Source organism: Thalassobacillus devorans MSP14 (genome assembly GCF_000496835.1).
GTDB classification, from domain to species: Bacteria; Bacillota; Bacilli; order Bacillales; family Halobacillaceae; genus Thalassobacillus; species Thalassobacillus devorans_B.
This window is the reverse complement of the sequence record NZ_KI543237.1, coordinates 1,031,457-1,057,897: the sequence shown is the minus strand read 5'-3', so window position 1 is coordinate 1,057,897 and position 26,441 is coordinate 1,031,457. Positions and strand designations below refer to the sequence as shown.

The 26,441-nt window shown below is 44.1% G+C and carries 28 protein-coding genes; 11 read left to right on the top strand and 17 right to left on the bottom strand.

Translation table 11 applies throughout. From position 1 onward, the window contains the following. Nucleotides 1–3 precede the first annotated feature (3 nt). Genes P855_RS0115350 through P855_RS21120 form a run of 4 tightly spaced genes read right to left on the bottom strand, consistent with a single transcriptional unit; the run spans nucleotide 4 to nucleotide 4,147 of the window. Complete coding sequence (locus P855_RS0115350; protein ID WP_028784402.1) at nucleotides 4–1,110, bottom strand: GerAB/ArcD/ProY family transporter; 1,107 nt, start codon at nucleotides 1,108–1,110, stop codon at nucleotides 4–6. 18 nt (nucleotides 1,111–1,128) lie between these two features. Continuing rightward, a complete protein-coding gene (locus P855_RS0115345; protein WP_028784401.1) occupies nucleotides 1,129–1,356 on the bottom strand; it encodes a hypothetical protein in 228 nt (75 codons plus the stop codon). 5 nt (nucleotides 1,357–1,361) lie between these two features. Beyond that, nucleotides 1,362–2,567, bottom strand: coding sequence for a Ger(x)C family spore germination protein (locus P855_RS0115340; protein WP_028784400.1), 1,206 nt, complete (start codon nucleotides 2,565–2,567; stop codon nucleotides 1,362–1,364). Beyond that, nucleotides 2,564–4,147, bottom strand: coding sequence for a spore germination protein (locus P855_RS21120; protein WP_051353250.1), 1,584 nt, complete (start codon nucleotides 4,145–4,147; stop codon nucleotides 2,564–2,566). Before P855_RS21120 ends, P855_RS0115340 begins: the two co-directional genes overlap by 4 nt. 459 nt (nucleotides 4,148–4,606) lie before the next feature. Here P855_RS21120 and P855_RS0115325 point away from each other — a divergent pair, with 459 nt between their 5' ends. Continuing rightward, the gene (locus P855_RS0115325) at nucleotides 4,607–4,789 is read left to right on the top strand and encodes a YjzC family protein (RefSeq protein ID WP_028784398.1); all 183 of its coding nucleotides are present in this window, start codon (nucleotides 4,607–4,609) and stop codon (nucleotides 4,787–4,789) included. A gap of 224 nt (nucleotides 4,790–5,013) precedes the next feature. On the opposite strand, the gene fdhA is transcribed toward P855_RS0115325, so the two are convergent. Next, a complete protein-coding gene (gene fdhA, locus P855_RS0115320) occupies nucleotides 5,014–6,228 on the bottom strand; it encodes a formaldehyde dehydrogenase, glutathione-independent (RefSeq protein ID WP_028784397.1) in 1,215 nt (404 codons plus the stop codon). 214 nt (nucleotides 6,229–6,442) lie between these two features. On the opposite strand from fdhA, the gene P855_RS0115315 reads away from it, so the two are divergent. Beyond that, the gene (locus tag P855_RS0115315; protein ID WP_028784396.1) at nucleotides 6,443–6,820 is read left to right on the top strand and encodes a nuclear transport factor 2 family protein; all 378 of its coding nucleotides are present in this window, start codon (nucleotides 6,443–6,445) and stop codon (nucleotides 6,818–6,820) included. A gap of 211 nt (nucleotides 6,821–7,031) precedes the next feature. On the opposite strand, the gene P855_RS0115310 is transcribed toward P855_RS0115315, so the two are convergent. From P855_RS0115310 to P855_RS0115300, 3 genes are all read right to left on the bottom strand, one after another. Continuing rightward, the gene (locus P855_RS0115310) at nucleotides 7,032–7,631 is read right to left on the bottom strand and encodes a response regulator transcription factor (RefSeq protein WP_028784395.1); all 600 of its coding nucleotides are present in this window, start codon (nucleotides 7,629–7,631) and stop codon (nucleotides 7,032–7,034) included. Beyond that, nucleotides 7,628–8,770: a sensor histidine kinase gene (locus P855_RS0115305; protein ID WP_028784394.1), complete on the bottom strand. Its 1,143-nt coding sequence runs from the start codon at nucleotides 8,768–8,770 to the stop codon at nucleotides 7,628–7,630. The genes P855_RS0115310 and P855_RS0115305 overlap by 4 nt, the downstream gene beginning before the upstream one ends. A gap of 92 nt (nucleotides 8,771–8,862) precedes the next feature. Beyond that, on the bottom strand, nucleotides 8,863–9,918 hold the full coding sequence (locus tag P855_RS0115300) for a fatty acid desaturase (RefSeq protein ID WP_028784393.1): 1,056 nt from the start codon (nucleotides 9,916–9,918) through the stop codon (nucleotides 8,863–8,865). A gap of 349 nt (nucleotides 9,919–10,267) precedes the next feature. Between P855_RS0115300 and P855_RS0115295 the strand changes: the two genes are divergently transcribed. Continuing rightward, complete coding sequence (locus tag P855_RS0115295; protein WP_028784392.1) at nucleotides 10,268–11,203, top strand: endonuclease I family protein; 936 nt, start codon at nucleotides 10,268–10,270, stop codon at nucleotides 11,201–11,203. Nucleotides 11,204–11,270: 67 nt separating this feature from the next. Here the strand turns inward: P855_RS0115295 and P855_RS0115290 are convergent, their stop codons facing one another. Continuing rightward, on the bottom strand, nucleotides 11,271–11,939 hold the full coding sequence (locus P855_RS0115290) for an NAD(P)-binding domain-containing protein (protein WP_037986109.1): 669 nt from the start codon (nucleotides 11,937–11,939) through the stop codon (nucleotides 11,271–11,273). A gap of 188 nt (nucleotides 11,940–12,127) precedes the next feature. Here P855_RS0115290 and P855_RS0115285 point away from each other — a divergent pair, with 188 nt between their 5' ends. Beyond that, nucleotides 12,128–13,339: a M14 family zinc carboxypeptidase gene (locus P855_RS0115285; RefSeq protein ID WP_028784390.1), complete on the top strand. Its 1,212-nt coding sequence runs from the start codon at nucleotides 12,128–12,130 to the stop codon at nucleotides 13,337–13,339. Between the two features lie 49 nt (nucleotides 13,340–13,388). Here the strand turns inward: P855_RS0115285 and P855_RS0115280 are convergent, their stop codons facing one another. Then, the gene (locus tag P855_RS0115280) at nucleotides 13,389–13,973 is read right to left on the bottom strand and encodes a TIGR00730 family Rossman fold protein (protein ID WP_028784389.1); all 585 of its coding nucleotides are present in this window, start codon (nucleotides 13,971–13,973) and stop codon (nucleotides 13,389–13,391) included. Nucleotides 13,974–14,183: 210 nt separating this feature from the next. Here P855_RS0115280 and P855_RS0115275 point away from each other — a divergent pair, with 210 nt between their 5' ends. Together P855_RS0115275 and P855_RS0115270 are read left to right on the top strand one after the other, a co-directional pair. Continuing rightward, on the top strand, nucleotides 14,184–14,927 hold the full coding sequence (locus tag P855_RS0115275) for an SDR family oxidoreductase (protein WP_028784388.1): 744 nt from the start codon (nucleotides 14,184–14,186) through the stop codon (nucleotides 14,925–14,927). 105 nt (nucleotides 14,928–15,032) lie between these two features. Then, on the top strand, nucleotides 15,033–15,575 hold the full coding sequence (locus P855_RS0115270) for a GNAT family N-acetyltransferase (protein WP_028784387.1): 543 nt from the start codon (nucleotides 15,033–15,035) through the stop codon (nucleotides 15,573–15,575). Between the two features lie 56 nt (nucleotides 15,576–15,631). On the opposite strand, the gene P855_RS0115265 is transcribed toward P855_RS0115270, so the two are convergent. From P855_RS0115265 to P855_RS0115250, 4 genes are all read right to left on the bottom strand, one after another. Next, nucleotides 15,632–16,426 (bottom strand): NlpC/P60 family protein, encoded by a 795-nt coding sequence (locus P855_RS0115265; RefSeq protein WP_028784386.1) that lies wholly within the window; start codon nucleotides 16,424–16,426, stop codon nucleotides 15,632–15,634. Between the two features lie 222 nt (nucleotides 16,427–16,648). Next, nucleotides 16,649–17,128: a PaaI family thioesterase gene (locus P855_RS0115260; RefSeq protein WP_028784385.1), complete on the bottom strand. Its 480-nt coding sequence runs from the start codon at nucleotides 17,126–17,128 to the stop codon at nucleotides 16,649–16,651. A 47-nt stretch (nucleotides 17,129–17,175) separates the two neighbouring features. Further along, nucleotides 17,176–18,090 carry an AEC family transporter gene (locus P855_RS0115255; protein ID WP_028784384.1) on the bottom strand — a complete coding sequence of 305 codons (915 nt, stop codon included), beginning with the start codon at nucleotides 18,088–18,090 and terminating at the stop codon, nucleotides 17,176–17,178. 112 nt (nucleotides 18,091–18,202) lie between these two features. Continuing rightward, nucleotides 18,203–19,471: a 2-hydroxycarboxylate transporter family protein gene (locus tag P855_RS0115250; protein ID WP_051353277.1), complete on the bottom strand. Its 1,269-nt coding sequence runs from the start codon at nucleotides 19,469–19,471 to the stop codon at nucleotides 18,203–18,205. 352 nt (nucleotides 19,472–19,823) lie between these two features. Here P855_RS0115250 and P855_RS0115245 point away from each other — a divergent pair, with 352 nt between their 5' ends. Then, the gene (locus P855_RS0115245) at nucleotides 19,824–20,342 is read left to right on the top strand and encodes a GNAT family N-acetyltransferase (protein ID WP_028784382.1); all 519 of its coding nucleotides are present in this window, start codon (nucleotides 19,824–19,826) and stop codon (nucleotides 20,340–20,342) included. 21 nt (nucleotides 20,343–20,363) lie between these two features. Further along, complete coding sequence (locus P855_RS0115240) at nucleotides 20,364–20,978, top strand: FMN-binding negative transcriptional regulator (protein ID WP_028784381.1); 615 nt, start codon at nucleotides 20,364–20,366, stop codon at nucleotides 20,976–20,978. Between the two features lie 104 nt (nucleotides 20,979–21,082). Here P855_RS0115240 and P855_RS0115235 read toward each other — a convergent pair whose 3' ends face one another. Then, nucleotides 21,083–21,799: a response regulator gene (locus tag P855_RS0115235; RefSeq protein ID WP_028784380.1), complete on the bottom strand. Its 717-nt coding sequence runs from the start codon at nucleotides 21,797–21,799 to the stop codon at nucleotides 21,083–21,085. Beyond that, a complete protein-coding gene (gene dcuS, locus P855_RS0115230) occupies nucleotides 21,771–23,402 on the bottom strand; it encodes a DcuS/MalK family sensor histidine kinase (protein WP_028784379.1) in 1,632 nt (543 codons plus the stop codon). The genes P855_RS0115235 and dcuS overlap by 29 nt, the downstream gene beginning before the upstream one ends. 202 nt (nucleotides 23,403–23,604) lie before the next feature. Here dcuS and P855_RS0115225 point away from each other — a divergent pair, with 202 nt between their 5' ends. Further along, entirely contained in the window at nucleotides 23,605–23,874 is a 270-nt protein-coding gene (locus P855_RS0115225) for a hypothetical protein (RefSeq protein WP_028784378.1), read from the top strand. Nucleotides 23,875–23,918: 44 nt separating this feature from the next. On the opposite strand, the gene P855_RS21870 is transcribed toward P855_RS0115225, so the two are convergent. Continuing rightward, nucleotides 23,919–24,098: a small acid-soluble spore protein H gene (locus P855_RS21870; protein ID WP_084315734.1), complete on the bottom strand. Its 180-nt coding sequence runs from the start codon at nucleotides 24,096–24,098 to the stop codon at nucleotides 23,919–23,921. 210 nt (nucleotides 24,099–24,308) lie between these two features. On the opposite strand from P855_RS21870, the gene P855_RS0115220 reads away from it, so the two are divergent. Continuing rightward, nucleotides 24,309–25,964 carry an L-aspartate oxidase gene (locus tag P855_RS0115220; RefSeq protein WP_028784377.1) on the top strand — a complete coding sequence of 552 codons (1,656 nt, stop codon included), beginning with the start codon at nucleotides 24,309–24,311 and terminating at the stop codon, nucleotides 25,962–25,964. Next, nucleotides 25,961–26,260 carry a 2Fe-2S iron-sulfur cluster-binding protein gene (locus P855_RS21115; RefSeq protein WP_028784376.1) on the top strand — a complete coding sequence of 100 codons (300 nt, stop codon included), beginning with the start codon at nucleotides 25,961–25,963 and terminating at the stop codon, nucleotides 26,258–26,260. The genes P855_RS0115220 and P855_RS21115 overlap by 4 nt, the downstream gene beginning before the upstream one ends. The last annotated feature ends 181 nt before the right edge of the window (nucleotides 26,261–26,441 follow it).

The window sequence follows — 26,441 nt, the reverse complement described above, 5'->3', positions numbered from 1 at the left end:
TCTCTAAGGATGGCTTCTTCCCTTGACTCCCCGGAGCATAGCAATCAAGGAAAGCAGCAGCGGGTAGGCAATGCCGAAAGTAAGGGCGAACCATAGCCACGTTGTTTCATTCCATTCGTTGGCGTAGGTTGTACTAGGGTATACGATTACCGATAAAGCGATCGTCAGCATTCCCATCGGTACCGTGATCGTACGGTACGTCTTCAGGTTCAATGTCTGTGCCAACACAGTCACAGAAGCATAAAAGTATAACGATAATTTGAAGAAGATGGTCAGAATCCAGGAAACCGCAATAACCACCTCTGCCCGCTGAATCAAGCCCTCGATATTCAGGCTTTTGGCAACTACATACGTAGGGTAGGCCTGGTTGGCCGTTATTTTGACACCAAGTACCGTTGTGGTAATGAACGTAATTGCGATGATGAAGGTCCCGGCAATCAAGTAACTGGTTAATACTTTAGGGAGTGCACGATTCTTATCCGTGACAAGCTTAGGGTATACCATGAACAAGACAATCAAAGGCAGCATAGAAACACTGACATCAAATAGTGCACCCTCCAGGACCGGTTTAAAACCACTGTCCAGCCATGGCCGGATGCGGTCGATTTGTACGGATGGGATGCTGAAAAAGAATATGATCATCAGCAAGGTGACAATGTAAGGGAAAAATATTTCAACGGTCCGGCAGATGACTTCAATTCCCAGCAATACCCCATAAACGACTGCCAACATCAGCAGAAAGTGCAGGAAGAGCATGGGTGTGGCCGGCATGATTTGGGTTACTAAAAAATTACCGATCACCCATAGTACGGTGGAAGCCGATAGGAGTGAAAAACCGACGAACATCAGAGATACGGCTTTGCCGATCCATTTTCCCAGCACCTGTTCGCTTACATCGACAAGGTTGCTGCCAGGAAACTGCCGGCTGATCATCCAGAAAAAGATGACAATGATCATTCCGATACCGACGGATAAAATTGCGCTAAGCCAGGCGTCATTGCCGGCATAATTAGCCAGACTCGCAGGAGATAGGAGGATGGAGGTGCCGATTATAAATAAGATCATCAGTAAATTGAACTGTCTTAATGTAACTTTTTCATTGAGTTCCATGACCTTCCCTCCCCTCTATCAAGAAAACCATTGTTTCCAAAGATAACTTAACGGTTGATATACGTAGGCGATGCCATCCAGAGGATTCGGGACAGGGATGTTGAACCTGTGCAGCGTAATAATAGTTGTCGAAGTAGCCCATAGGCAGGCGTAGACAATCATGTCCTTCCACAACCCCTGTTTGCGTAATTTCCTGATCCCGGCTCCTGCCCATACGAGCAGCGTGGTCAATAGAATCACTTCCATGGCTGCTATCCCTCCATGTCCTTCTGATAGGAATCCACAATTGTCCCTGTCCGCTTAATTTTTACGTTTACCTTCACATCGGTTTCTACGTCAGGAAAAATGTTTTCCCAATCTTCTTGTACAGTCTTCCAATATGTTTTATCTGTACGGTGAATCAGTTCTCCGAAGCCTAGTACATCACTTTTCAAATCCTGCTGCAGCACTTCGACAGTGCCTGTCACCATGTTATTCATCCGCTTTTCAAATTGTTTTTCCACCTGATGGATAACAGCTGTTTCCGAAAGCTTTAATGGACATTCGACTTCAGCAATTCCGGCCTCTATGTTGATGGAAATCGTCACTTTTGGATTTCCGGCCTGGACGACGGCTTCCATGGAGCTGGTGGAGTCAAAAACTTCCAAAGTGATGCCTCCTTTGTCAGCATCCTTACAGGGTACAAATTCAGCAGAACTATGAACCTTGTCGACAATATAGCTATACCCTTTGCTCTGATTCTCCGTCAGCCAACCGGCCAGATGGTCTTTCTGAAATACCGCCAGCCTGCTGATTTTGATTCTTGTTGGTGAATTGACCTTTTCGACATTGTCAAGGTTGCTCCCTTGCTCTGGATCTCCTACAACCCGCATACCGGTCAGTACAGGGTTATCCCCTTCGGAAAGCATGGCACTGAGCACATCACTTATTTTTACCGATTGTACCGGAGCCCAATACTTTTCGCCGGCTTTGATTGATGAGTACGCTTTTTCTGCCGGAATCCGTTCTAACGGAGTCAGCACTTTCAATAAATCTTCTGCTTCCATACCTTCAGCGACAGTCAAATGGAAATCGGTCCTCATCTCATGATCGCGGGAAAGGAAATCGAGCGCTTTTCCAATCCCTTTCTTTGCCATTTCTTCCCCAAAAATGATTTCACGGACATGGGCCATATAGACCTGACGGGGGGTCTGGGTGACCAGCCTCCTAATGGCTTCAAAAATCGAATTGCCAACAGCAGTATAGGTGGAAACAGCGGTACGGGTCGTCATCTCCTGGGAAGAGACTTCACTCGGATTGATTACCTGGACAGTCACTTTATACTGATCGTCCTGGAGATCTATTCCGATGGCTGTCACAATCCCTAGTTCGTTCAGTTCGCGCTTACTCCAACAGCCGGATAGCAACAGAGCACACAGACTTAACGTGGCCAGCTTCAGTAATGGTTTTTGTTTCATTCTTGTTTCTTCCTTTTTTTGCGTCGTGAACGTTTTGGCGGTTTCGGCGCTTCCCCATTTTCCCGGGTAATCTTCTGCTGGCTGATCAGACGCGGCCGGGTAGTGAGTTTCCACCGTGGAAATCTTAGAATCGCATCTTTCTGATCTGCAACAATGAACGGCGCCATTGGTGACAGGTAAGGGACACCAAAAGAACGCAGACTCGAAAGGTGGAGCGTCAGAATGATCAGTCCAAGCAGAATTCCGAATAGACCGAGTGTAGCGGCGAGAATCATAAATCCGAACCGCAGCATCCGGATGGATATCGCAAAACTAAAGCTTGGAGACACAAAACTCGAAATCGCAGTCAATGAAACGACAATAACCATGGCAGAGGAAACAATGCCTGCTTCAACAGCTGCCTGTCCAAGCACGAGGGCACCGACAATTGAAATCGCAGAGCCTACTGCCTTAGGCAGACGTACTCCTGCTTCTCTTAGAATTTCGAAGGTGATTTCCATCAATAAGGCCTCGACGAATGCAGGAAACGGCACACCTTCCCGTTGTGCCGATAAGCTGACCAACAGCGATGTCGGAATCATTTCCTGATGATAGGTAGTCAGGGCGATATACACAGATGGCGTCAGCATGGCAAGGAAAAAGGCCAAATAACGAACCATACGGATGAGCGTCGAGAAGTCCGCCCGCTGGAAATAGTCTTCTGCCGCCTGGAAAAAATTCACGAATAAGGCCGGAACCAGCAGAACGAAAGGGGATCCGTCCACGATGATGGCGATTTTGCCTTCCAGAATGCCGGCTGCTATCGTGTCAGGCCGTTCACTGTTGTACACCGTTGGAAAAGGAGTATACGTTTCATCCTGGATCAATTCTTCTACATAGCCGCTATCCAAAATTGCATCGATATTGATTTTATCCAGGCGATGGTACACTTCTTTGACGACTTTCTCATCGGCTACTCCGTTCAAATAGACGACCGCTACATCGGTTTTACTTTTTTTACCGATCGGCTTCGTACGAATCCAAAGATTCTCATCTTTGATTCTTCTCCTCATTAAAGCGGTATTAGTCCGTAGTGTTTCTGTAAAACCTTCCTTCGGCCCGCGTACGACAGACTGGGTAGACGGTTCCTCGACGCCTCGGGACTCCCAGTCTCTCGTATCGATCGCCATTGCCTGGATAGAACCATCCAGCATGACGACGGTATCTCCGGATAACACGTGGTCAAACAGCTTTCCCATCGTGTCGATATCGGTGATGTTGCCGCCTGTCATCGCAAAGTCTTTTATAATCTGATAATCTTGTTTTTCTATCGTATCCAAAGGCGTCTGCCTGATTTGCACCATTAACGTGTCCAGCACAAAGTCATGAACGATCGCTTCGTTGACAAGACCGGAAGTGTAAAGGACAGCAATATCCATGGAACCAGTCTGACCGGCTTTGAAGTTTCGGATAACGATATCCGTACTATCGCCGAGCGTCTGCTTGAACTGCGCTATGTTAGTCTGAAGCGATTTTCCAAGCTTGTCTGTGGAAGTTTCCTCTTTGGGGGTTTGACGTTTACGACGGGAATACCTTGGCATGATAAGCAACCCCTACATCATTAGTTCTAGTTTCTCTATCACCATCCTTACCATCTTTTTCGTAAGCTATACTACCAGCTGGCAATAACCATATACTGTAAAATGATAGCATATTCCAAAGAAAACCCCCTCAGGAGAGAGGGGATGGAGAAACTGTTACTTTACCTTTTTCAGCAGCCAGAAAAGGACTAGTCGGGACCGCGCATAATGATAGGGGGCGATCGATGGCTGATCTGCTCCAATTAATTGTGCAGGTTCATGTGATAAATGTGCGTCCCCACCGAGTAATTGTGCAAGTTCATATGATAAACGTGCGACCTCCACAGTTTAAATATACTTTTTGTGTTTTCTATCATCCTTTTTGCCCAAATCTGCTAAATCACGTTTATTATGTTCGCCAGGGTGCAATGAAAGGAGTAACAGCCCCCCTAAAAAAAATAATTCAGGAGGTATGAGGACATGGCTAATAATACGTATAAGACAGGCGAAAAAGCACCAGAAGGCGGCACATACAAAGTAGAGAGTCTCGTAAATGGAGGAGACGCCAGCAAAGATGATACAGCTATTAAGTTAGAAAAAGGTGAACAGTTCCCTCCGTCTACGGAAACAGGCGAAGCAGCATATTGGACGAAAACGTCATAATCGATCATCTGGCAGCCTTCCTGAATGCAGGAAGGCTGCTTTATTAGTTAGTAGGTAATGAGAATATATAGATGGTCTTAACAGGGGGAGCAGTGAAGAAGTTTCAGTGCGCCGGAGCGGAAAGAAAGAAGAAGCAGAGAAATGTATCAGCTTTATCATCGTTAATCAAAATTAAAGCACAGAGCTTTTAAACGCTCTGTGCTTTTTAGAGAGAATATGTCCTTTTACCTTAGCATCCCATGGGGATCGATAACGAATTTTTTCGAAACACCGCTGTCAAAATCCCTATATCCCTGTGGCGCTTCATCGAGTGAAATGACAGTAGCATTGACTGCTTCCGCAATATTCGCTTTGCCATTCAGGATGGCCATCATCAGCTGTCGGTGGTACTGCATGACAGGTGTCTGCCCGGTGACAAAATGATGAGCTTTCGACCATCCAAGCCCGAACTTGACTTTCAACGAACCTTGTTTGGCATCTTCATCCTCTGCCCCTGGGTCCTCGGTGACATAGAGGCCCGGGATCCCCATTTTACCCCCGGCTTCCACCACATCCATCATCGTATTCAATACGGTGGCTGGAGCCTCTTTGTGATCGGTTCCATGTCCATAGGCTTCAAATCCCACAGCATCAATGGCACAATCTACTTCCGTAACACCTAAAATCTGTTCTATCAGCTCTCCTGGATCATCGTGTTCCTTCAGGTTGATGGTCTCACAGCCGAAGCTTCTCGCCTGGGCCAATCGTTCTTCCTTCAGGTCTCCTACAATGACCACCGATGCTCCTAACAGTTGGGCTGAGTGAGCGGCGGCAAGCCCTACAGGTCCGGCTCCCGCCACATATACCGTCGATCCGGTAGTCACTCCGGCACTGACGGCGCCATGATAACCAGTAGGGAAAATATCAGACAGCATCGTCAAATCCAGAATCTTTTCCATCGCCTTTTCTTTGTCAGGAAACTTAAGTAATTGAAAATCGGCGTATGGTACCATAACATACTCCGACTGGCCGCCGACCCAGCCGCCCATATCCACGTAGCCATAAGCTCCGCCGGGGCGTTCGGGATTGACGTTCAGACAAATATGCGTGTCCTGACGTTTACACATTTTACAGCGTCCGCATGCTACGTTGAAAGGTACCGATACGATATCTCCCTTTTTAATAAATTCCACATCACGTCCAACTTCAATAACTTCACCAGTAATCTCATGACCAAGCACAAGTCCTTCGGGAGCAGTTGTACGACCGCGTACCATATGCTGATCACTGCCGCAGATATTCGTAACGATATTCTTCAAAATTACTCCATGCTCACACTTCCGTCCTGCATTGCTTTTCGGAACACCCGGACCTTCATGAAGTACCAGGTCCGGAAAGCGGATATCCTGCACTTCGACACTGCCAGCACCGGTATAAACGACTCCACGGTTATCTGCCAATCTGAATCCCTCTCCTTTAAGTAGTGTGAAGTAAGAAACTCTGGGAAGTTGCATCTTTAAGACATTTCCCGAATTGGCAGGTAATAAAACGCTTTCATTTGTGATGGAATTATAATTTTGAAAAGGAAGAGCAGGTAAATCCCGTTTTTTTTGAAATTGTTGAAGGAAAAAGGTGAAGGGAAACGAATGGTAACTAGTAGAAAGGAGCATACCTATGAAAAAAATCGAAGCAGTTTTAAAGGAATACTTTCAAGCATGGAATGATGGTTTTTTCAGTAAAAATGGGGAAGAAATAAGGACTTTTATGGCAAAGAACTTCATCGGCTACTGGTCCCACTCTGGTCTGGATAAACCTGATCAATACAGTTATGATTACGATTTGGATGCCGTACTGCAACAATATGGGGATGCCCAAAAAAGTTTTGAATCGGGATCAATTACAGCAAGAAATAATGGGAAGGAATATCTGGTGCTCGGCAGGGAAATAAACCTGATAAACGGAGACCCATACCCTGCGCAGTGTATGTTTGTCTGGAGAAAAGAAGGCGAGGAATGGAAGTTAGTAAGGGAATATATTGAACTGGAGCGGTAAGGATCAGGTAGTACAGTAGATCCTGCCTATAATAGATAAGTCATTTCTTTTAAATTTTTAATTTTTGTCTAGTACATTATGAAAATTGTCTGGTAAATTGTTGCTACTCCAGTAATCTTTCCACTTTGTCCAGTTAACACGACCGCACGTCTAGTAAAAATGCCATGCTCCGCACAAGGATACGGAGCATGGCATTTTTAATGGATGGTTTTCATTTGAACCAGCCTTTTTCCTTAAAACGGGAGATGGCTTCGATCCGGTTGCCTACTTCGAGTTTATCCAATATTACTGAAATATAATTACGGACGGTGCCGGGGGTAATGTACAGCTGATTTGAAATTTCTTTCGTGTTCTTCCCGTCAGCCATCAGCTGGATGACTTGGACTTCCCGTTCCGTCAATGGGTTTACATCACCGTAAGCGAGATCTACCAGTTCTGGAGCATAGATGCGCTGACCTTCCATAATTTTGCGGATTGAAGTTGCCAGTTCCTCACTTGGGCTGTCTTTCAGCAAATAACCGCTTACGCCCGCTTTCTGTGCCCGCTCAAAATAACCCGCTCTTGCGAAGGTAGTCAGTATGATGATTTTACATGGATGCTCTTTCAGTTCTTCTGCTGCCTCAAGACCAGTTTTTACAGGCATTTCGATGTCCATGATACAGATATCCGGATTGTGTTTCTTTACCAGTTCGCAGGCTTCTTCCCCGTTTTTGGCACTTCCGATAACTTCCATATTCTCTTCTAAATCAAGCAGTGAGCCAAGCGCTCCTAACAGCATGCGCTGGTCTTCGGCAATGACAATGCGAATCATCCCGATTCCTCCTGTTTCGTTTGTTGAATAACATTCGGTACTTCAATATGAAGGGTGGTTCCATTTTCTTTAGACGAAAAAACTTCCAGGCTGCCGTTGACGAACTCCAGGCGTTCTTTCATACCTTGAAGGCCATGTCCCTGGGTAACCTCCCTATCTTTAGAAACCCCGGTTCCATTATCTTCAACGGTAATCTTTGTTTCTTTTTGTGATTGTTCAATGATAATACTGCAGACGGTTGCTTTACTATGTTTGACAACATTGGTGACGGCTTCTTTTAAGCACATACTCAACACATTTTCTACTAAAGGAGGGGTGTGGGGGAGGTCGGCATCTCCTTGGAGTTGAAACTCGATCTGCGCCGCTTCCAATAATTGCCGGACCCGAATGGTTTCCTCTTGGAGGTTGGCGCCCCTCATGTTGGATACCATTTCCCGGACCTCTTTTAATGCTGTACGTGCTGTTTGATGGATATCATGTATTTCATTCTTTGCCACCTCAGGCTTCTTATCTATCAATTTTCCAGCCAAATCACTTTTCAAACCAATCAAGGATAGCTTTTGTCCAAGTGTATCATGTAAATCACGTGCAATCCGCTCTCGTTCCTCGATGACGCGTAATTGGGAGATCCGTTTGTTGGCATCCTCCAGCTGTCCTTCCAAGTCGATTCGTTTGTTCCGATAATAAATCGTGAAAGGAAGCAGAATAACGCCAAGCACACTGATGATGATAAATGGAAGATGTGGAAATAGGGATTCATTGTTAATAATGAAAACGAAAGTGGTCGTCACTACTGTCGTGCTTAGATGGACGATATATAATGTCAGAAAACCCGCTTTACTGCGAATATTTCCAATGAAAAATGCCAGGAAAAGCGAAAAATAAATGTAGCCGAAAAGAATGGTCATGACGATACTGATTGCCATTTCGATACTTACCCAAACATAGACCATCCAGTTGTCCGAAATAAAAGAAAGGCGATAGGCTAAGAAAAACAACAATACCATGAAAATACCGGAGACAATATCCAGCACTGATGAAGAGCGGAAGATAAAAAAGAATGGGAGACCACAAAAGATGATCCACACATAGATGCTGAGTCCTGTATTTTTCGGGATGATATGATACCAGTTCTGCATAGTGCCCTCCTTATTTTTGACTTCGAAACGATTATAGCTTTTATTTTACAGCAAAACACCCATTCCATGCTGTATGAATGGGTGTCTTTGAATTATTTTTGTTGAAAGCTTGGCTGTTTGTGCGCCATGTTAGTACTTGCTGCAGGCTTTCGTAATTGCTGCTTCATTTCTTTAAAACTGATGAATTTTTTGTTTTTCTCGTCATAAAGGCGGAAGCGGATCGATTCTAAACTGGAAGCGATCGTAATGGTGGTCGCTTTTTGAAGCGGAGGTGTTGATTCGTGCGCTTCTTCCAGGTGATAGTTAGGGACCCTCGGGCTTAAGTGGTGGACATGGTGGAATCCGATACTGCCGGATATCCATTGCAGCACTTTCGGAAGCTTATAATAAGAACTTCCATCTACGGCTGCCTTCACAAAGTCCCAGTCACTTTCTTCTTCAAAGTAGGAATCCTCAAATTGATGCTGGACATAAAATAACCAGATGCCCAGAAAACCTGCTACATAAAGGACGGGGATTTGAATGATCAGGAATGCCTGCCAGCCGATTGCCCAAATGAGCAGGGAATAGATGACTGCAATAGAAGCGTTAGTCAAATAGGTATTCATACGCTCTTTTCGCTTCGCATCTTTCCGGTTGAAGCGGTTGGAGTATAAGAACAAGAAAAAAGGTCCAAGACCAAACATCACGAATGGGTTACGATACATCCGATAAGCCAGGCGCTGCCATACATTTGCTTCTTTATATTCCTCGACGGTCATTACCCAAATGTCACCGGTGCCACGTTTATCTAAATTCCCACTGGTTGCATGGTGAATCGCGTGTTCCCGTTTCCATTTCTCAAATGGAAACATCGTAAGGATACCAGTAATGGTGCCAATGATCCGGTTTGCTTTGCTGCTTTTAAAGAACGATTGGTGGGTACAGTCATGGAAGATGATGAACATCCGGACTACAAACGCGCCTGCAACACTGGCCAGGGCTACGGTCAGCCACACAGAAACGGATAAGCTCTGGTAGGCAAGGAACCATAGCAGGAAGAATGGCGCCAGGGTGTTAATCAGCTGCCTGATTCCAGCCAGCGTATCAGGTTTAGCAAAAGCAGAGACATTTTTTCTTAATTGTGCTTGTTTTTTTTGATTTGTCATGGAATTAACTCCTTATGATACATACTTTTTTGAACGGCTTTTAATTACGCCACCTTTATCATAAAGAATCTGTGTCATAGTTGTAAGACATAAACGTCAGGTACGATACATGACAAATATCATATATCCTGCACCGTATCTCCCATAATCTGGATGTCCCGGGGTGACCCCAGGGGCTGCTATTATTTGATGGAGGAAATATGGAATAAGGAGAGAATCTATTATATAGTAACGTCTCGCAGAGGGAGTGCTTGGCAAAAGAACTGGACGATGAGAATTTATTACAGGGGTCTGCGGTATATTTGGAGGGGCTCCGAGGAAATTACCTACTGCTTCAGGAGGGATGCAAGTGTCGAAGTTCCATCCACAATCAAAAGATGAGCTTTTATCTGTAACTACAAACCTTATGCGTATTCAAACGATTCTAACAAGGACTAGAACGAATAAAAAGCAAGTACAAAATGATGAAAAAGCTTACTATGATAACGAAAAAGACCAGCAATCCATAGCTGAATATTACCGGAATATTGATTTCGACCAGGAGAATCAGGAAGAACTATTTCAAACACTGGGCCGCCTGCTGGAAGAAACGCATACCAGGCAGGTTCGTTATGATCCGAGTGAATATGTGTATCCATGGGTGGATCTACGCCCGGATGGATCGCTCAGGAGTGTCTATTCGGGAAACCAGCGTGACGCGGAAGAAGTAATCAAGGAAGACTATGAAGCTTCTTTGAAGCGGGAAAGGGAAATGAATAAGATAGATAAGGATCAGGAAGCAGCACAGTTGATGCGGATTGCTGCCGACTTCAAATATAACTGTGAACACACCGTGCCTCAATCCTGGTATGATGCCAGAGAACCAATGCGGGGAGATATCCATCAATTGTTTACATGCGATCCGGTCTGTAACTCGATCCGGAGCAATTATCCTTACCACGACTTTCCCGATTATGACCCGAACCAGATGGAAGTCACACGAATCGAAAAAGCATGTGGAAAAGCGGAAGATGAATTATTCGAGCCGGAGCATGCTAAAGGGACTGTGGCAAGGGCAGTGCTTTACTTCCTGCTTCGCTATCCTGATAAAATCGAAGCTCCCCATTTGAAGACGATCGATGCTGGACTGCTGCAGGCATGGCACCTGAAATATCCGCCGACCATCTATGAACGCCACCGCAATCATGCAATCCAGGAAATCCAGGGCAATCGTAATCCTTATATTGATTTTCCGGATAAAATGATCATGAAAAAGTATGCACTTAACAATTTCAAACCAAAATGACCCAGCAAAAAAAGGAGACGCCACTAAAGGTAGCGTCTTCCTTTTTTGTGTTCCACGTGAAACAAATTTAAAGTTTCCCTTTGAACTCTTTGGCAATCTCCTGGCCGAAGTGGCCGAGTTTCCCTTTACTGTAGGAGCGAATTACTTCCGGGGCCAGGGAGGTTAAGGCTCTTTCTTTATAATCCATCGGAAGGTTGTTTCTTTCAAATTCTTTTTCAATCTCAACGGCTGCTTTGATTGCCTGGTAAGTAGCCATTTTATTGACGTTGATCACTACGTCTTCATCATCTTTTTTTACTTCCCCGATGTAACGAAAAACATTCAAAAGTGCTGCAGGAAGCTGTTGCCCGGTGATAAACAGGCCATTTCCGTGTTCTTTTAAGTCCGTAGCATGTCCCATGAACTTCAAACCTGCAACCTTCTTTTCTGGAAGCCCCCTTTTAACTTCATCAGTACTTAACGAAGTGGCCATGTTGATGAATAGGGTATCCGTGTCTTTCCTCTTCTGGAGAAATGGAATGATCCGGTTAGCCGGAAGCGCTAAGAGCATGACGTCCAATTTCGTGATGTCTGTTTCTTTTAACAGGAAACCATTCGTATAGTTGCTGATGAAACTTTCTGCTTTCGCCTGATCAGGGTGATAGACACCAATGGAAATATTATGTTTCGCCCATTGGCCCATCATCGCGCTTCCAAGTTTACCGATGCCTGCCAGGCCAATATTGGTTTGTACCATAAGAATCTCTCCTTTTTTTGTATATCTACTATTATTATACAGATAGACATATTCGCCTTTCATATATCCCATGGTCGTTACGTCCTATCTTTATCGGACTAACGTTCTGTTTTTTTAATTTTACAAAGGAAACGGAAGAAAAAGAAAGAATAAAGTAGAATATTCTGAATTTATGAGGAGGAATTTCATTGACGAAAAAGAACAAGTTCGCTTTGCTATGCAGTTCTGTTGTCCTGACGGCTGGTCTTGCCGCTCCTGTTTATGCCGACTCTCATGGGACAAATCCAGGAACACCGATCAATCAGGAGTATGCAATCAATGGTTTTATCAGTCATGCTGAATTAAGCAACAAACTGGCCCAAATTGAAAAGAGCAGCCAGGGTACCGTCAATGTAGAGGTAGCCGGCTATTCCAACCAGGGGCGTGAAATCTATACGGCGACTGTAGGAACTGGCGAAAAAGTTCTCCTGCTTCAAAGTGAAATTCATGGAAATGAAAAGACAGGAACAGCTGCCTTACTGAATATGCTGCAAAACATCGGGTCCAGTAATTCACCTGACATGAAACAGCTGCGCGAAGAGGTAACCATTGTAGCGATGCCTATGATCAACCCGGATGCAACGGAGTTAAATCGCCGGGGGAACGATATGACATGGGATGAGGTGGTGGAAGATTTTCCGCAGCTTGAAGATGCTGAGCCATCCTGGAACTATTATACGTATACAAACCGCTATTGGGATTATGCTTCCCAGCCAGGTTTCGATGTCAATCGTGACTTCAACCCTGACTTAGACTACGTCCCAAATGCAGACGATTTTCCCGCCGATTCCAGTCAGCCGGGATGGTACATTACACCGGAAGCCCAGACGGTACGGGATGTTTACAAAGGTTTGATGGAAGAGTACGGTAAAGTAGATGTATTCGTCGACCTTCACCATCAGGGTGAATATTACGTGGAAGGCAGCGATGACAAAGTCACCCTTTCCATCTCCGGTGACTTTATTCCGCACCCTGACAGCGAAGAAGGGAAAGAATATAGCGAGTATGCCGACACTTATGATTTTGAGTTTTCCAGGCAGTTGAATGTTGCTGCATACGATGCGCTGCAGGAGCGAGGAAGTTCTCCGTTCGATAACATCACTCTGTATCCGCAAAACCTTGACCTTCCTGGAACTGCGCTTGGTTCATTTGCTTTGAACGGAAGCGGGGCCGTCCTGTTTGAAGTTACTGGTCAGACCCAAAGCTATGGTCAAAAGAAACGGGGACAGCTGGTCAAAGCTGTTGAGCAGGGTGTTTATGGGATCATCAATCAGGTAGCATCCGGAGATGTTTACGAAATTGACGCTGACCGATATTATGATATACCGTTGACCGATCGTGATCAAAATTATGGATTCTAAAGGTAGACTATTTAAAAAATACAGACCGCATTCGTGCTGGTCTGTATTTTTATGTTTGTTCTTCCGATATATAGGTTTTTGTTTCACGTGGAACATTGTATAGTTGAAGCTGTTTTACCAAACCTTCCGCATTGTCATCGACTAAGGCCATCGTCCGGTGTTCTTCCGCCAGGAATCTCTCTTTGGCCATATGATTGAATAATGCAACAAGTGGCTGATAATACTGATTCACATTATAGAGGCCGAACGGTTTTCGATGAAGCCCGAGTTGGGCCCAGGTGAAAATTTCAAAGAACTCTTCCATTGTTCCTGCTCCGCCGGGCATTACAATAAAGCCATCAGCAAGTTCTGCCATCTTCGCTTTTCTTTCATGCATCGAATCTACCACGATCAGTTCGGATAAGTGCTGGTGAGTATGTTCTTTCTCATCAAGAAATCCGGGCATGACCCCGATGGCTTGTCCATTTTCCTCGAGAACGGCGTCTGCAATGGTTCCCATCATACCAACACTCGCCCCGCCGTAGACAAGGGTTATATTTTGTCTGGCCAATTCTTTTCCTAGTGCTTTGGCCCCTTCCGCATATACAACGGATGCTCCCATACTGGCCCCGCAAAATACCGCAATCTTGTCCATTTGCTCCCTCCTCCGTATACAACATTTTATATTATTCTTACACTAATTCTATGCGATAAAACCGTAAACCTTTCAAAAAAGAAAACTATTTTTTTGTTTAGGATAAGCTGTCCTGTTTTGTGATCTTTTTCATGATATGGGTTTAGTCGCCATTGTACGTGGAATGGAATAGGTAGGTTGATATAATGAATGCTAAAGGAGGGCATAGGAATGCCTGGTTTACAAGATAAAGTTGTCATTATCACCGGAGCTTCCAGTGGAATTGGCGAAGAAACAGCCAAAGAACTATCTTCAAAAGGTGCCAAGCTTGTTTTGGCAGCAAGAAGAGAAGAACGTTTGCAGGAGCTGAAAGATAAAATCAATCAAGGCGGAGGAGAAGCGACTTACAAGGCCACCGACGTCACGAGCTCAGAGGAAATGGAACAATTAGCACAACATGCGGTAGAAGAATTCGGTCAAATTGATGCACTGGTGAACAATGCAGGGTTAATGCCGTTATCCCTTTTAAATAAACAAAAAGTGGACGAATGGGATAAAATGATCGATGTAAACATTCGCGGAGTTCTTTATGGAATTAACGCTGTACTTCCTCACATGCGAGAACGAAAACAAGGTCATATCATCAACCTGTCTTCTGTTGCAGGGCATGTTGTTTTCCCGGGTAGTGCTGTATACAGTGCAACCAAGTTTGCAGTCCGGGCGATCACTGATGGACTGCGTATGGAAGAATCGAAAAACAGTAACATTCGGGCAACTATCATTTCACCAGGCGCTGTATCTACAGAACTTACCTCAACGATTACAGATGAGGATCTAAAGTCTGGTGTCGACGATTTATATGAACAAGCAATCCAGCCAGACAGCATCGCTAGAACGATCCGTTTCGCGCTGGAAGAACCAGCCGAGGTAGCTATCAATGAAATCGTTGTCCGCCCAACCGAACAAGAAATGTAAAAAAGTGATTACCCCGGGTCCTCCAAATTTTGGAGGACCCGGGGTGTTTTTGTTTGTAAAAGTGATGATATGATAAGAATTATCTATAAAAAAAGGGGGAGTTCTATGTTCACATTTAAAATCGATGAAGAAATTTCGCTGAAATTTCCCGAAGTCTCCGATGCAGAGAATGTTTTTGAATTAACCGATCGTTCACGCCGCTATTTACGTGAGTGGCTGCCGTGGGTTGATGGAACGAAAAAAGTAGTGGATACAAAAGCTTTTATCCAATTAGCCAGAAAAGGGTACATAGAGAACAAAAGCCTGACCACTTTCATCCTATATAAAGGAGAAATAGCAGGTACGGCTGGTTACAACGAAATCGACTGGACGAACAAGGTAGCTTACATTGGATATTGGCTAGGGGAGGATTACCAGGGAAACGGCATCATGACAAGAGTGGTCAAAGCACTGACCGATTATGCCTTCACGGAGTTAAGGCTGAACCGGGTCGATATCAAGGCAGCTTTTGATAATAAAAAAAGCAGAGGAGTTCCGGAACGGCTCGGATTCGTCGAAGAGGGAAGGATTCGGCAGGCAGAATGGCTGTATGACCATTACGTCGATCATGTTGTTTATGGAATGCTGAAAGAAGAATGGAAAAAATAAAATAACACCCCGGGTCCTCCAGATATTGGAGGACCCGGGGTGTAAACTTTCAATTATTATTGAAAGGATTTGACGCCCAGGTAATGATTTTGCCAGTAATCGATGGTGATGTCTGCTACTTCCACACCGTCAGATCCAGCGTGGATCATTTTGTTATCGCCGATATAGATACCGCTGTGGGAAGCTCCTTCGGTGTCATACGTACCTTCGAAGAAGATGACGTCACCAACGCTTGGAGACTCCACAGTAGTACCGTTATTCAACCACATGTCACTTTCTTTTCTATCCAGTTCGACGCCGACTTGCGCGAATACATACTTGATGAACCCGCTGCTGTCAAAGCCGTCCGGGGTAGTGCCGCCCCATACGTAAGGCGTTCCGATTAAGCTTTCAGCGATAGACACAACTTCAGAAGAGGAAGCGGGTTCATCGGAAGAAGTATCTTCATCCAAGGAAACTGTTTCTGTATCTGCGGCTTCATTATCAGCGGTGCTGTTTAATGCGGCCAATGTGTTTGGACCAGCGATACCATCAACTGCAAGCCCCTGATCAGCCTGGAAGTCTTTGACAGCATCTTCTGTAATCGGTCCGAAAATCCCATCAAGGTTATATGTATAATAACCCAGTTCTTCCAATTCAGCTTGTAGTGCTTCTACTTCCTGGCTGCGATCGCCTTTATCAAGAAAAGATGTTTCTATCTCTTGATTATCTGAAACGCTTGTATCCGTATCTCCTGCAGAGGGGTCAGCTTTTGCAAAAGCCCCTTCACTTAGAACTGGCGTGAATGCCAATGACGTAACCAAAGCAGATGAAACCACATATTTGCTTACCGAAAACTTTGTTTTGTACATGAAATTCCTCCTTGAGAGTATTCGTGTTGTAGGAGCTTGTCGAAGCATGTCGCTTTCAAGCCAATTCCTAGTCTAACAGACGAACCCTGTAAAGAGGTTTCACTGACATTAAGCTAAGATAATAATAGTTTTACAAGAAATATCAGGGAATCCAACCATTTGTGTGTGGGGATTCCTGCAAAAGGAAAGCCACCCTATAAATAGAGTGGCTGTGTAAATCAATTATTTACCGAAGGATTCCGGCATCAGGGCAGCAACAACTTCTCCTTTGGAGCAAAGGACATCTCCCGCATACACTTCTGTATGTACTTTGAACTTCTTTGGGTCGATTTCTTCTACCTTACCGACAGCTTTCAACGGAATATCCTGCGGGGTAGGCTTCAGGAATTTCACTTCCAGAGAAGCCGTCACAAAACGTGGGGCTTCTTCGCCGTCATCAGGTTCGTGCCCATTTTTTCGGTGTAATGCCAAAGCAGCTGACCCTGTCCCGTGACAATCAATCAAGGAAGCTGTCAAACCGCCATAGACAAAACCAGGAACAGCAGTATGTTCCGGGCGGGGTGTGTAAATCGTCACTGTCTGGTCACCATCCCATCCTGTCCGGAAATGGTGCCCCGCTTTGTTCAATCTTCCACATCCATAGCACCAGGAAAAGTCATCGGGGTAAACATCCTGTATTGCATATTCTACTTGTTCCACCAACTGAGTCGCCTCCTTTTTCTTTTAGTATAGCATGAAAAAAGAGGTTGCTAGGATACAGCACCAACAAGCCAAAGCATCAGTGGCACAGTGATTAAACTGGAAACCGTGGTAACCAGCGTGCTGTAGGATACCAGTTGTGGTTCGGTATTGAATTGCAAGGAATACATCGTCGTGTTTGCGGCAGTCGGCATGGCTGCCAGAATAATCAGGATACTGGCGAGCGTTGGGTCCAGACCCAGAATCATCGTCAAAAGCAAAGCGATAACAGGAGAGACAATCAATCGAATTGAAAAAATGGTGGAGATGTCCTTCCATCTGACCGTTCCTTTGGTCAATGACGCCAGCTGCATACCGAGGACGATCATAATGGTAGGAATCGTCGCCTCTGCGATAAAATTGACCGCCTGCATAATAAATTCCGGAACTTTTAAACTGAATATCTGTGTACCCAATCCCAGGAGTACTGCATAATTGATAGGCATCCGGGAGATTTTTATAAGCGAATCTTTAAAACTATGATTGGCAATACTGCTGCCCCGTGCTGCAAAATAAAGTCCGACCGTGTTCATTAAAAGGGACTGGACTACCATCATAATGATCGCATAATCAACCCCCGCTTCTCCATAAGCGAATAAGATGATTGGAACTCCATAATTGCCGCTATTCATAAACACGCTGGCAAGAATCAAAGCAGAGGATTTTGACCTCGACTGGGATTGCATCTTAGAAATGGCAACCACTAATAAAATAAGAAGGACCATCAGCGAAACGCAAAAAATTACAATGTATAAATAATCGATGGTTACTTCATTTGTATAAAATGTACGAAAAGCCAGGAACGGGTACATTAAATATAATGCGGCCGTAGAAATAGACTTCCGGTCAAAACCGATTTTTTTTTGGCCTATAAAACCTACTGCAAAAATGATAAAAGCTGGTATTACGATTAGAATGACGTCCATTTTCTTCCCCACATTCCTCTGAAATTTAAAGCACAAAAGGAGCTGTCTCTGAAAAATTCAAAGACAGCCCCGGCATCAATGGATACACAGGTCTATTGTAATTGTAAAGTAATTACGATAGCAGTGGAATGATCAATCCGGCTAATAGCAGAATCAACGCCCCGCCTAAACGGGAAGAGATTTGGGCGAATGGCATCAGTTCCATTCTCTTGGAAGCAGAAAGTACTGCTACATCACCTGTTCCTCCCATGTTAGCCATACACAACCCAGCTGTAATAGCTGCTTCAATCGGATAGAATCCGACCAGTTTACCAAGGATGCCTGCACCAAGGATAGCACCGAATACCACACCGAATACAGTCAAAATGTACTGCAGCGTCAAAGCTTCGATTACTGTGTTCAAATCTGTGTAGGCAATCCCAATACCGAACAGCAATGCCAGCGTCCAGTTGCTGGCAACGAACTTGTACCACTGGCTAGCACCATCAATGACATTCTTTGGAATGATATCAGCAATTTTTGCAATCGCAACGATAATGATCATCAGTGCATAAGGGTGAAGCGGAATTAAGTCTCCCAGCAGGTTACCGACAGTGAAGAAAGTAATAGCTGCAAGCAGTCCGATCCCCATTTTATGGATATCGTAATTTTGTTTTTCTTCTTTGTAATTGAATCCTTGGATCAATTGACCATTACCAGTAAGGGAAGGCACTTTTTTACCAAGCAGGTTAAGCATGCTGGCAAGCACAATGGCGAATACGTTACCAAGCGCAAGCGCAGGAACAAGCATGGAAATATAATAGCTTGGGTCGTTCCCCATCATTTCGGAGTAGATTTGACTCATTGGCACAGCCCCGGCTCCCATGCCGCCGCCCATAATCGGCATCGTGATGACAAGCACCGCATCTCTGAGGGAGAATCCGACCAGGGTACCTAATAGTCCGGCAATCGCGGTTGCGCCTATGACAGCACCGAAAATTGGCAGGAAGTAGCGTAACCCTACTTTTACTAGAATATTTTTGTTCATCCCAAGGATACTTCCAGTAATTAAAGCTGCGATATAGAGGTTTAGAAAACCGCCGTCCTTCATAAACTCCGTCATGGAGGTTACTGATGCTTCCGGCAGCCATCCGGCATAGACCATAAATGCCGCGCCGAAGATGGCGATGATAGCACCTCCACCAAGAAAGGTTCTTACAATTGGTGTACGGTCACCAACGAACCCTAACAATTCACCGAAAACCATCATGACAAGCAAGCTGCCGATCATACCACCAGGCAGGCTGCCTGTGTACAAACTTAAAATGGTAATCGCTGCAAAAACCCCGAACCATAGGACCGGAATTTCAAATATCTTAAGTTTTTTCTTTTCGGTTTGCATTTCCGGGACCTGAGCTTCCGACTGTCGTGCGTATTCAAGTTCTCTGGCTGTTTGAGCCATCTCGACCACTCCTTTTTTAAAAATTAAATGGATTAAAACGTAAACGCTTTCAATAATTTGTAGTTTCAATAATAAGAAATTTCACACAAATTTCACACATTATGAAACTATTGATAGTATTGTAATTAAAAAAAGCAACCAGCCGGGTTGCTTCAGAACTGAATCATCTTGATGACTTGTTAAGGCTGAAATAACAAACGCAAAGATAATAAAGCTAATAGTTTACTGGCTGGTAATATGGTTTAATAAGTAGCATCAAGAGGATTTTTTGATCAGGGAGAGGGGCCTCAATATGACGAACACGATTAAGATGTGTACGATGAAAGATTCATCCACACTTCAAACCATTAGTTGTGAAACATTTAAGGAAACATTTGAAGATCAGAATTCAGTAGAAAATCTGACTGCCTACTTGGAAAGTGCATTCAGCTCAACACAATTAGAAAAAGAATTATCCAATACGTCTTCCAGGTTCTTTTTTGTTTATTATTATCAGGAGTTAGCTGGATATTTAAAGGTGAATACAGATGATGCTCAGTCAGAAGAAATGGATGATGACTCTCTTGAAATTGAGCGGATTTATGTATTGAATAAATTTCAAAAACATGGACTTGGTAAGTCTTTGTTAAATAAAGCTATAACGTTTGCTATGGAACATAATAAAAGCAAAGTATGGCTGGGTGTTTGGGAAAAAAATGAAAAAGCGATTGCTTTTTACAAGAAAATGGGATTTGTGCAAACAGGAGCGCATTCTTTTTATATGGGGGATGAACAACAAACCGATTTCATAATGACCAAAAGACTTCAATAACTCTTTGAAAGGTGGACGATTATGTATACCCCGAACCATTTTAAAGTTATAGACTTTGAAGAAATCAGAGCATTTATTGAAAAGCATTCTTTTGGAACAATTGTTACGGCAGAACAAGGCACACCCATTGCCACTCATTTGCCTTTGCAATTACATAAACAGGGAGACAATTATTATATAACTGGACATATGGCATATGGGAACTCTCAATGGAAAACAATGGAGGGTGTTAGTGTTCTGGTGATATATCAAGGTCCACATGCCTATATATCTTCTTCCTGGTATAGGGAGGAAGATGTTCCCACCTGGAATTATCAGGCCGTTCATGTATATGGTACAGCAACTATCATGGATGACAAGGAGTTGCAGGAAGATCTTATCCTGCTACTGAAAAAATATGAAAGCCACCGAGAATATCCAGTTTTGTGGGAAAAGCTTTCTACTCAAACCAAACAGCAGATTAAAGGCATAGTTGGCTTTAAAGTGAAGGTGGAGGAAGTTCAAGCTTCCTATAAATTGAGTCAAACCTGGAATGAAGAGGACTATCACAATATCATCGATAACCTAAATGAGGAGCAAAGGTTACATGCTCAATCATTAGCAGAAGTGATGAAAAAAGAAAAACGACCTGATTGATAACCAAAAAGACAGCGGAAAGATAAGATTGGGCCTGTAACAAATGGCGGGTATTAATAAGTTAAAGAGGGACCTTCCCGAATGTGGAAGGTCCCTCTTTAACTTTATAAATAAGAATCAATAATATACTGCTTTCCCTCATAGAGACGATATTGATAGATAGGGCGACCGACTCCGTATATCAAATCTTCCTCTAAATAACCGATCTCGGTCAGGAATTTTAAATATTTCCTTACCGACACCCGCGAAATATTTGCCGCTTCTGCAATATCTTCAGTAGAAAAAGCCTGGCCATCAAAGGCGAGAATTGATTCATTAATCGTCTGTAATGTATTCTTCGTAAGTCCCTTGGGCAGTTCCTGTGGCTTCTCCTGATTGGAAAAAGGCCGGCTTTTCTTTTGGAATAGGCTGTCCAGCTCCTGCTGGCTGACGCTGCTTTTATTATGCAGTCTATAATAATTATTTTTGTACTGCAGGAGTGCTTCCTGGAAGCGGTCGAACTCGAATGGCTTGATCAAATAATCGATTGCCCCAAGCCGCAAAGACCGCTGTATCTGCTCAATATCAGAAGCGGCAGTAATCAGTATGACATCAACATCGGCATTTTGTTCCCGAATTCGCTTCAAAAAATCAAGGCCATTCAACCCCGGCATGTATACATCCAGCAACATCAAATCGACTTTGACGCGAGCCAAATGGTCAATTGCTTCATCTGTATTGGACGCAACTCCACTGAGAGTGAAACCTGCCATCTGCTCAACATATTGCTTATTGAGTGCTGCTACCATCGGATCATCTTCTACGACCAGCACCTGGATCATTGCCATCACCTCCTGCTTCATAAGGAATTATAATTGAAAAAGTCGAGCCTTGTCCTGGAGAGGAATCCATTTCAATCGATCCTTCCAGCTGTTCAACACTCGTTTGGACCAAATGGAGGCCAAAGCCGCGGTGGTGGCCTGCTTTAGAGGAAACTCCTTTTCGGTAAATTTCCTCCTGTTTCTCCTCGGCTATCCCTGTCCCCGTGTCAGAAACCTTCATCGTCAGCAATTCATCGATATAAGAAAGCTCAAGTGTGATAGTTTTCTCCCTGGAAATACTCACGCTATCGATGGCATTATCAACTATATTTCCGAGAATGGTAATCAGCTCATGTGTCAGGGCTGGATCTGCAGGTTCAGGTATCTCAGTTTCACAGTAGATATCAAAATCTACATGGGCTTCCCGGGCATAGCTCATTTTTCCAATGATAAAGCCGGCAAACGCTGGATCTTTTATGAAGCGTGTAACATTTCCCACCTCATGGGCCTGATGATCGACGAGTTTGCTGATGAAGCTTTTCACTTGATCGTATTCCTCTAATTTAATCATGCCAAGCAGAACATGGAGCTGATTCATGAATTCATGGGATTGAGCCCGTAATGTATCGGCATACATCTGCACTCCTGTCAGCTGTTCGGCCAATTGGTTGACTTCTGTTTTATCCCGGAAGGTCGCTATGGCGCCTACAACTTCATCGTTAACGACGATCGGAACCCGGTTGGTGATAATCGATACCCCATTGATAATTTGCTCTTCATCCAGATCTGGCTCCGGATTGGTTAAAATATCAGCCAGCAGGGTTCCAGGTAAAAATTCATTGATTTCCATCCCGATCGGCTCTTGCTCCATCAACCCCGCCTTTTGAAAAATCCGGCGTGCGGACCTGTTTACCAGCACGATGGTGGCGTCTTTGTCGATCGCGATAATCCCTTCGTGCACAGAATGAAGCATCTGATTCCTTTCTTCGTGAATTCTTGCGATGGCATACGGTTCAAGGCCGAATAAGCTTTTCTTAATATAGTTAGCCAGCAGGAAAGCGCCAATGATACCAACAATCAAGCCTATGACAGTCCCTATTAAAATCTGCTGCTGGTTCTGCTGGATGGACGCTTCCACGGCCTGAAGCGAGATCCCTACTGCCACAGCTCCAATCTGATTTTGGTCTTCGTCGTAAATTGGTGTAAACGCACGCAGTGATTTTCCAAGCGTACCGGTCGATCTGGACGTGTAGGATTCTCCCTGAAGTACGCGCTTCTCATCGCCCCCAACAAAGTGATTGCCAATTCGTTCCGGATCCGGGTGGGATTTTCGGATGCCGTTCATATCCATGACGACCACAAACATGACATCAGCAGCGTCCTGAATCGTCATCGCATAATCCTGGATATTATTTTCCTGCGATTCATCCTGCAAGCCACTTTTGACCACTTGAGACGCTGCGACTGTACGGGAAACGATGATGGCTTTTTCTTCTAACTGCTCTTCGATATTGTCACTTGTCGTGTCTGTAATCAGCAAATCCGTAATCAATAAAGAAACTAAGACGACGAGGCAGACAAATAGTATGATCATGGTACTTAGTTTGAACTTGGGTTTTGGCAATGGATGTCACCTCCAGGGAAGTTTAATTTAGTTAAAGCAATAAATTAAAAAATATGTACCTGTTAAAAGGGAAGTTAAGAGGTATCATATGGCTGGACGGAAAGCAAAACCTCATATTTCCCCATGAATACATAAACACCACTATTTGTACCATTATAAACATGGAAAGAAAAAAGCTAAACAAGAAGGGATACGATAATATATGGCTTATCGACAAGAACCTGAAATAAAAAAGAAAGATAAGAAAGAAGTAGAGCTTGAAACGGGACACCCAGGTCAAGCGGAATTCAGCTTGCAAAAAGACACCTTTGTTCCTGGCGAAAACAACTATTTTAATGAACAACCAGGCACCCACAGTGACTTTGATGACAGTGAAGGAAATCGGGTGGAGTATTCTGAGGAGCTGGATGATGGGGGAGAGCGGGACGAATTTGCACCGAAAAAATCTGATGAAAGTTGTGGTGGTTTATAAATGAAAAAACAGAACCCGCTACATTACGTGGCGGGTTCTAATCCTTACTGTTCCTGTAAACTGTCTACAGGGACGCTTTGTTTATTTTCGGGTGAATGAAGAGGGTGGATGGTAGCTGTTCCATTGGTTTCGTCGACGTGTTCGATGTAGACGCTTTCTCCGTTATAGGTTACATTAGCCATATCGGACGAGAAAGCAATATCCTGTGCTCTTTGGGCGTTAATTGTAATCACCTCCTCTAAACGTAATAATCATACTATTTGTTTTCTATCCATGAGATATACTTTTCAGGGTTGATTACAGCCTTTTCTTAAAGCAGGCTCTTGCCATAGACGGGTAAGCTTTTTTTAAAAGTGTATGATTTTTAGTGTGAAAACTCCTGGTACATGGAGTCATTCAACTAAAATAAGAAATAAGAATCGAGGGGTATGAGGATGGATGAAGTAAAAACAGATATGCTTGTGATAGGTTCTGGAGCAGCTGGGCTGGCGGCAAGTGTGTATGCTGCTGAATCAAATCAGCAAATCCTGGTTATCGATAAAGGGGCCATTGGAAGAAGCGGCTCTACGGTGGGAGCGATTCAAATCGCCAGTCTGGGGAGCTGGAGTCATCCAGAAGACAGTTTAGAAGCTTATAGGGAAGACATCAGTGATAGCGGAAGGGGATTAAGCAGCCCTGTCCTAACAGATATACTTGTCCAGGACATCTCTGATCGGATCGAAGACTTGCTTCAATGGGGGTTGAAACTTGATAAAAACGTACATAACGATATTTTGGTTGCCGCAACATCCGGGCACACCCTGCCACGTTCCATAAGTTCAAAAAAAGGCAAGACAGGCCTTGCGATCCTTCAGGTTTTAACTAAAAAGGCAAGGAAGAGAAACAATATCCAACGTTGGAGTGATGTCATTACACTTGAACTTGTAAAAGCGAATGAAAGAGTGGCAGGAGCTGTAGTATTAGATTTAAAGAAAAACAAACCTTATTTGATTCGCTGTAAAGCAGTAATCCTTGCAACTGGAGGAATTGGACAGCTTTATCCAATCACCAGCAACCCCGCCCAGTCCACAGGGGACGGGTTTGCGTTAAGTTTAGCAGCTGGTGCTTCTCTGGTGGACATGGAACAAATTCAATTCTACCCGGTCAGTTTAATCAATCCACCATCACTTTCCGGTCTTTGCCTGAGCTTTTATCATTCAGCAAAACTGTATAACCGCAACGGTGAACGGTTTATGAAAAAATACGAGCCAGAGACAATGGAAAACACGACCCGTGATAAATTAGCGATCGCAATCGCTTCCGAAGTGGAAGGGGGGCTGGGCACTCCTAATGGCGGAGTATGGGTAGACGCAGCCGAAAATATCGAGGAAGTGAAGCGGCAATTTCATCATGAATATCAATTATGTCTGGATCGCGGGTTGGATTTTGAAAGACATCAGGCAGAAGCAGGACCAGCTGCCCACTTTATTATGGGTGGGGTATTGATTGATAGGAATGCTGCTTCCACTATGCCCGGTTTATATGTTGTCGGTGAATCAGCCGGTGGCTTGCACGGTGGCAACCGTTTGGGAAACAATGCGTTATCGGAGTGTGTCGTTTTTGGAGCAAGGGCTGGAATGTCAGCAGCAAGGGAAATAACCCAAATGTCTTCCATAACCGCGGACGTTCCCTTGCAAACAAACAAGGCAGATAAATTGATAGCCGTTATTTCCAATTCCGGACAAGGGTCAGAACGCTCCTATACATGTAAAAAAGCTGTCTCAGAACTTATGGGAAAATATGTGGGAGTGGTACGTTCTACCGAAGGACTACTCCAGGCAAAAAAGGAATTGTATGCTATTGAGGAAAAGTTAGCGCATGTGAAAATAATGAGTTCACCGAATTTTTACTCGAAAGAAATCGTGGATTATGTGGAAGCCCTGCATATGGTAACTACAGCCCACGCTGTTGTGGAAGCGGCTTTAACGAGGAAAGAAAGCAGAGGGGCTCATTATAATAAGGATTTTCCAGCGCAACTGACAGAAGCAGAGCATACCATCGTTAAAATCGAAAATGGGAAGATGACTGTACAGGAAGAAGGAGAGATATGAACCAGCTTGTTGTTAAAATTGATCGTTCAGAAATGCGAACTGACCAGTTTGAAATAGATTTGAGATCTGGTATGACAGTCCTTGAAGCAGTTGATGCAATTTACTTTTATCATGACCCGAGCCTTGCCTACCGTTATTCCTGTCGCACCGGCTTATGTACCACATGCATGATGCTGATTAATGGCAAGCCGGGTTTAAGCTGTATGACGATAGCTGAACCCGGGGAAGATGGGATTCTTCATCTGGCTCCACTTCCAAGGGGAAAAAACATTAAAGACCTAATACAAGAGGTGTAAACAAACAATTACTGAGTAGAAATGGATCGGGTCGTACCGGGCGATTTTTTGTTAGGAGGAAGAGGTTAGACCATGGTAAGCGGGCATTTTCCTGTAGGCAATAAATCCTTTGTTTGACTTTTAACCATTGTTTTAGTAAGTTATTATAAAATTCCGATAAATAATATAGGATTTATTATAG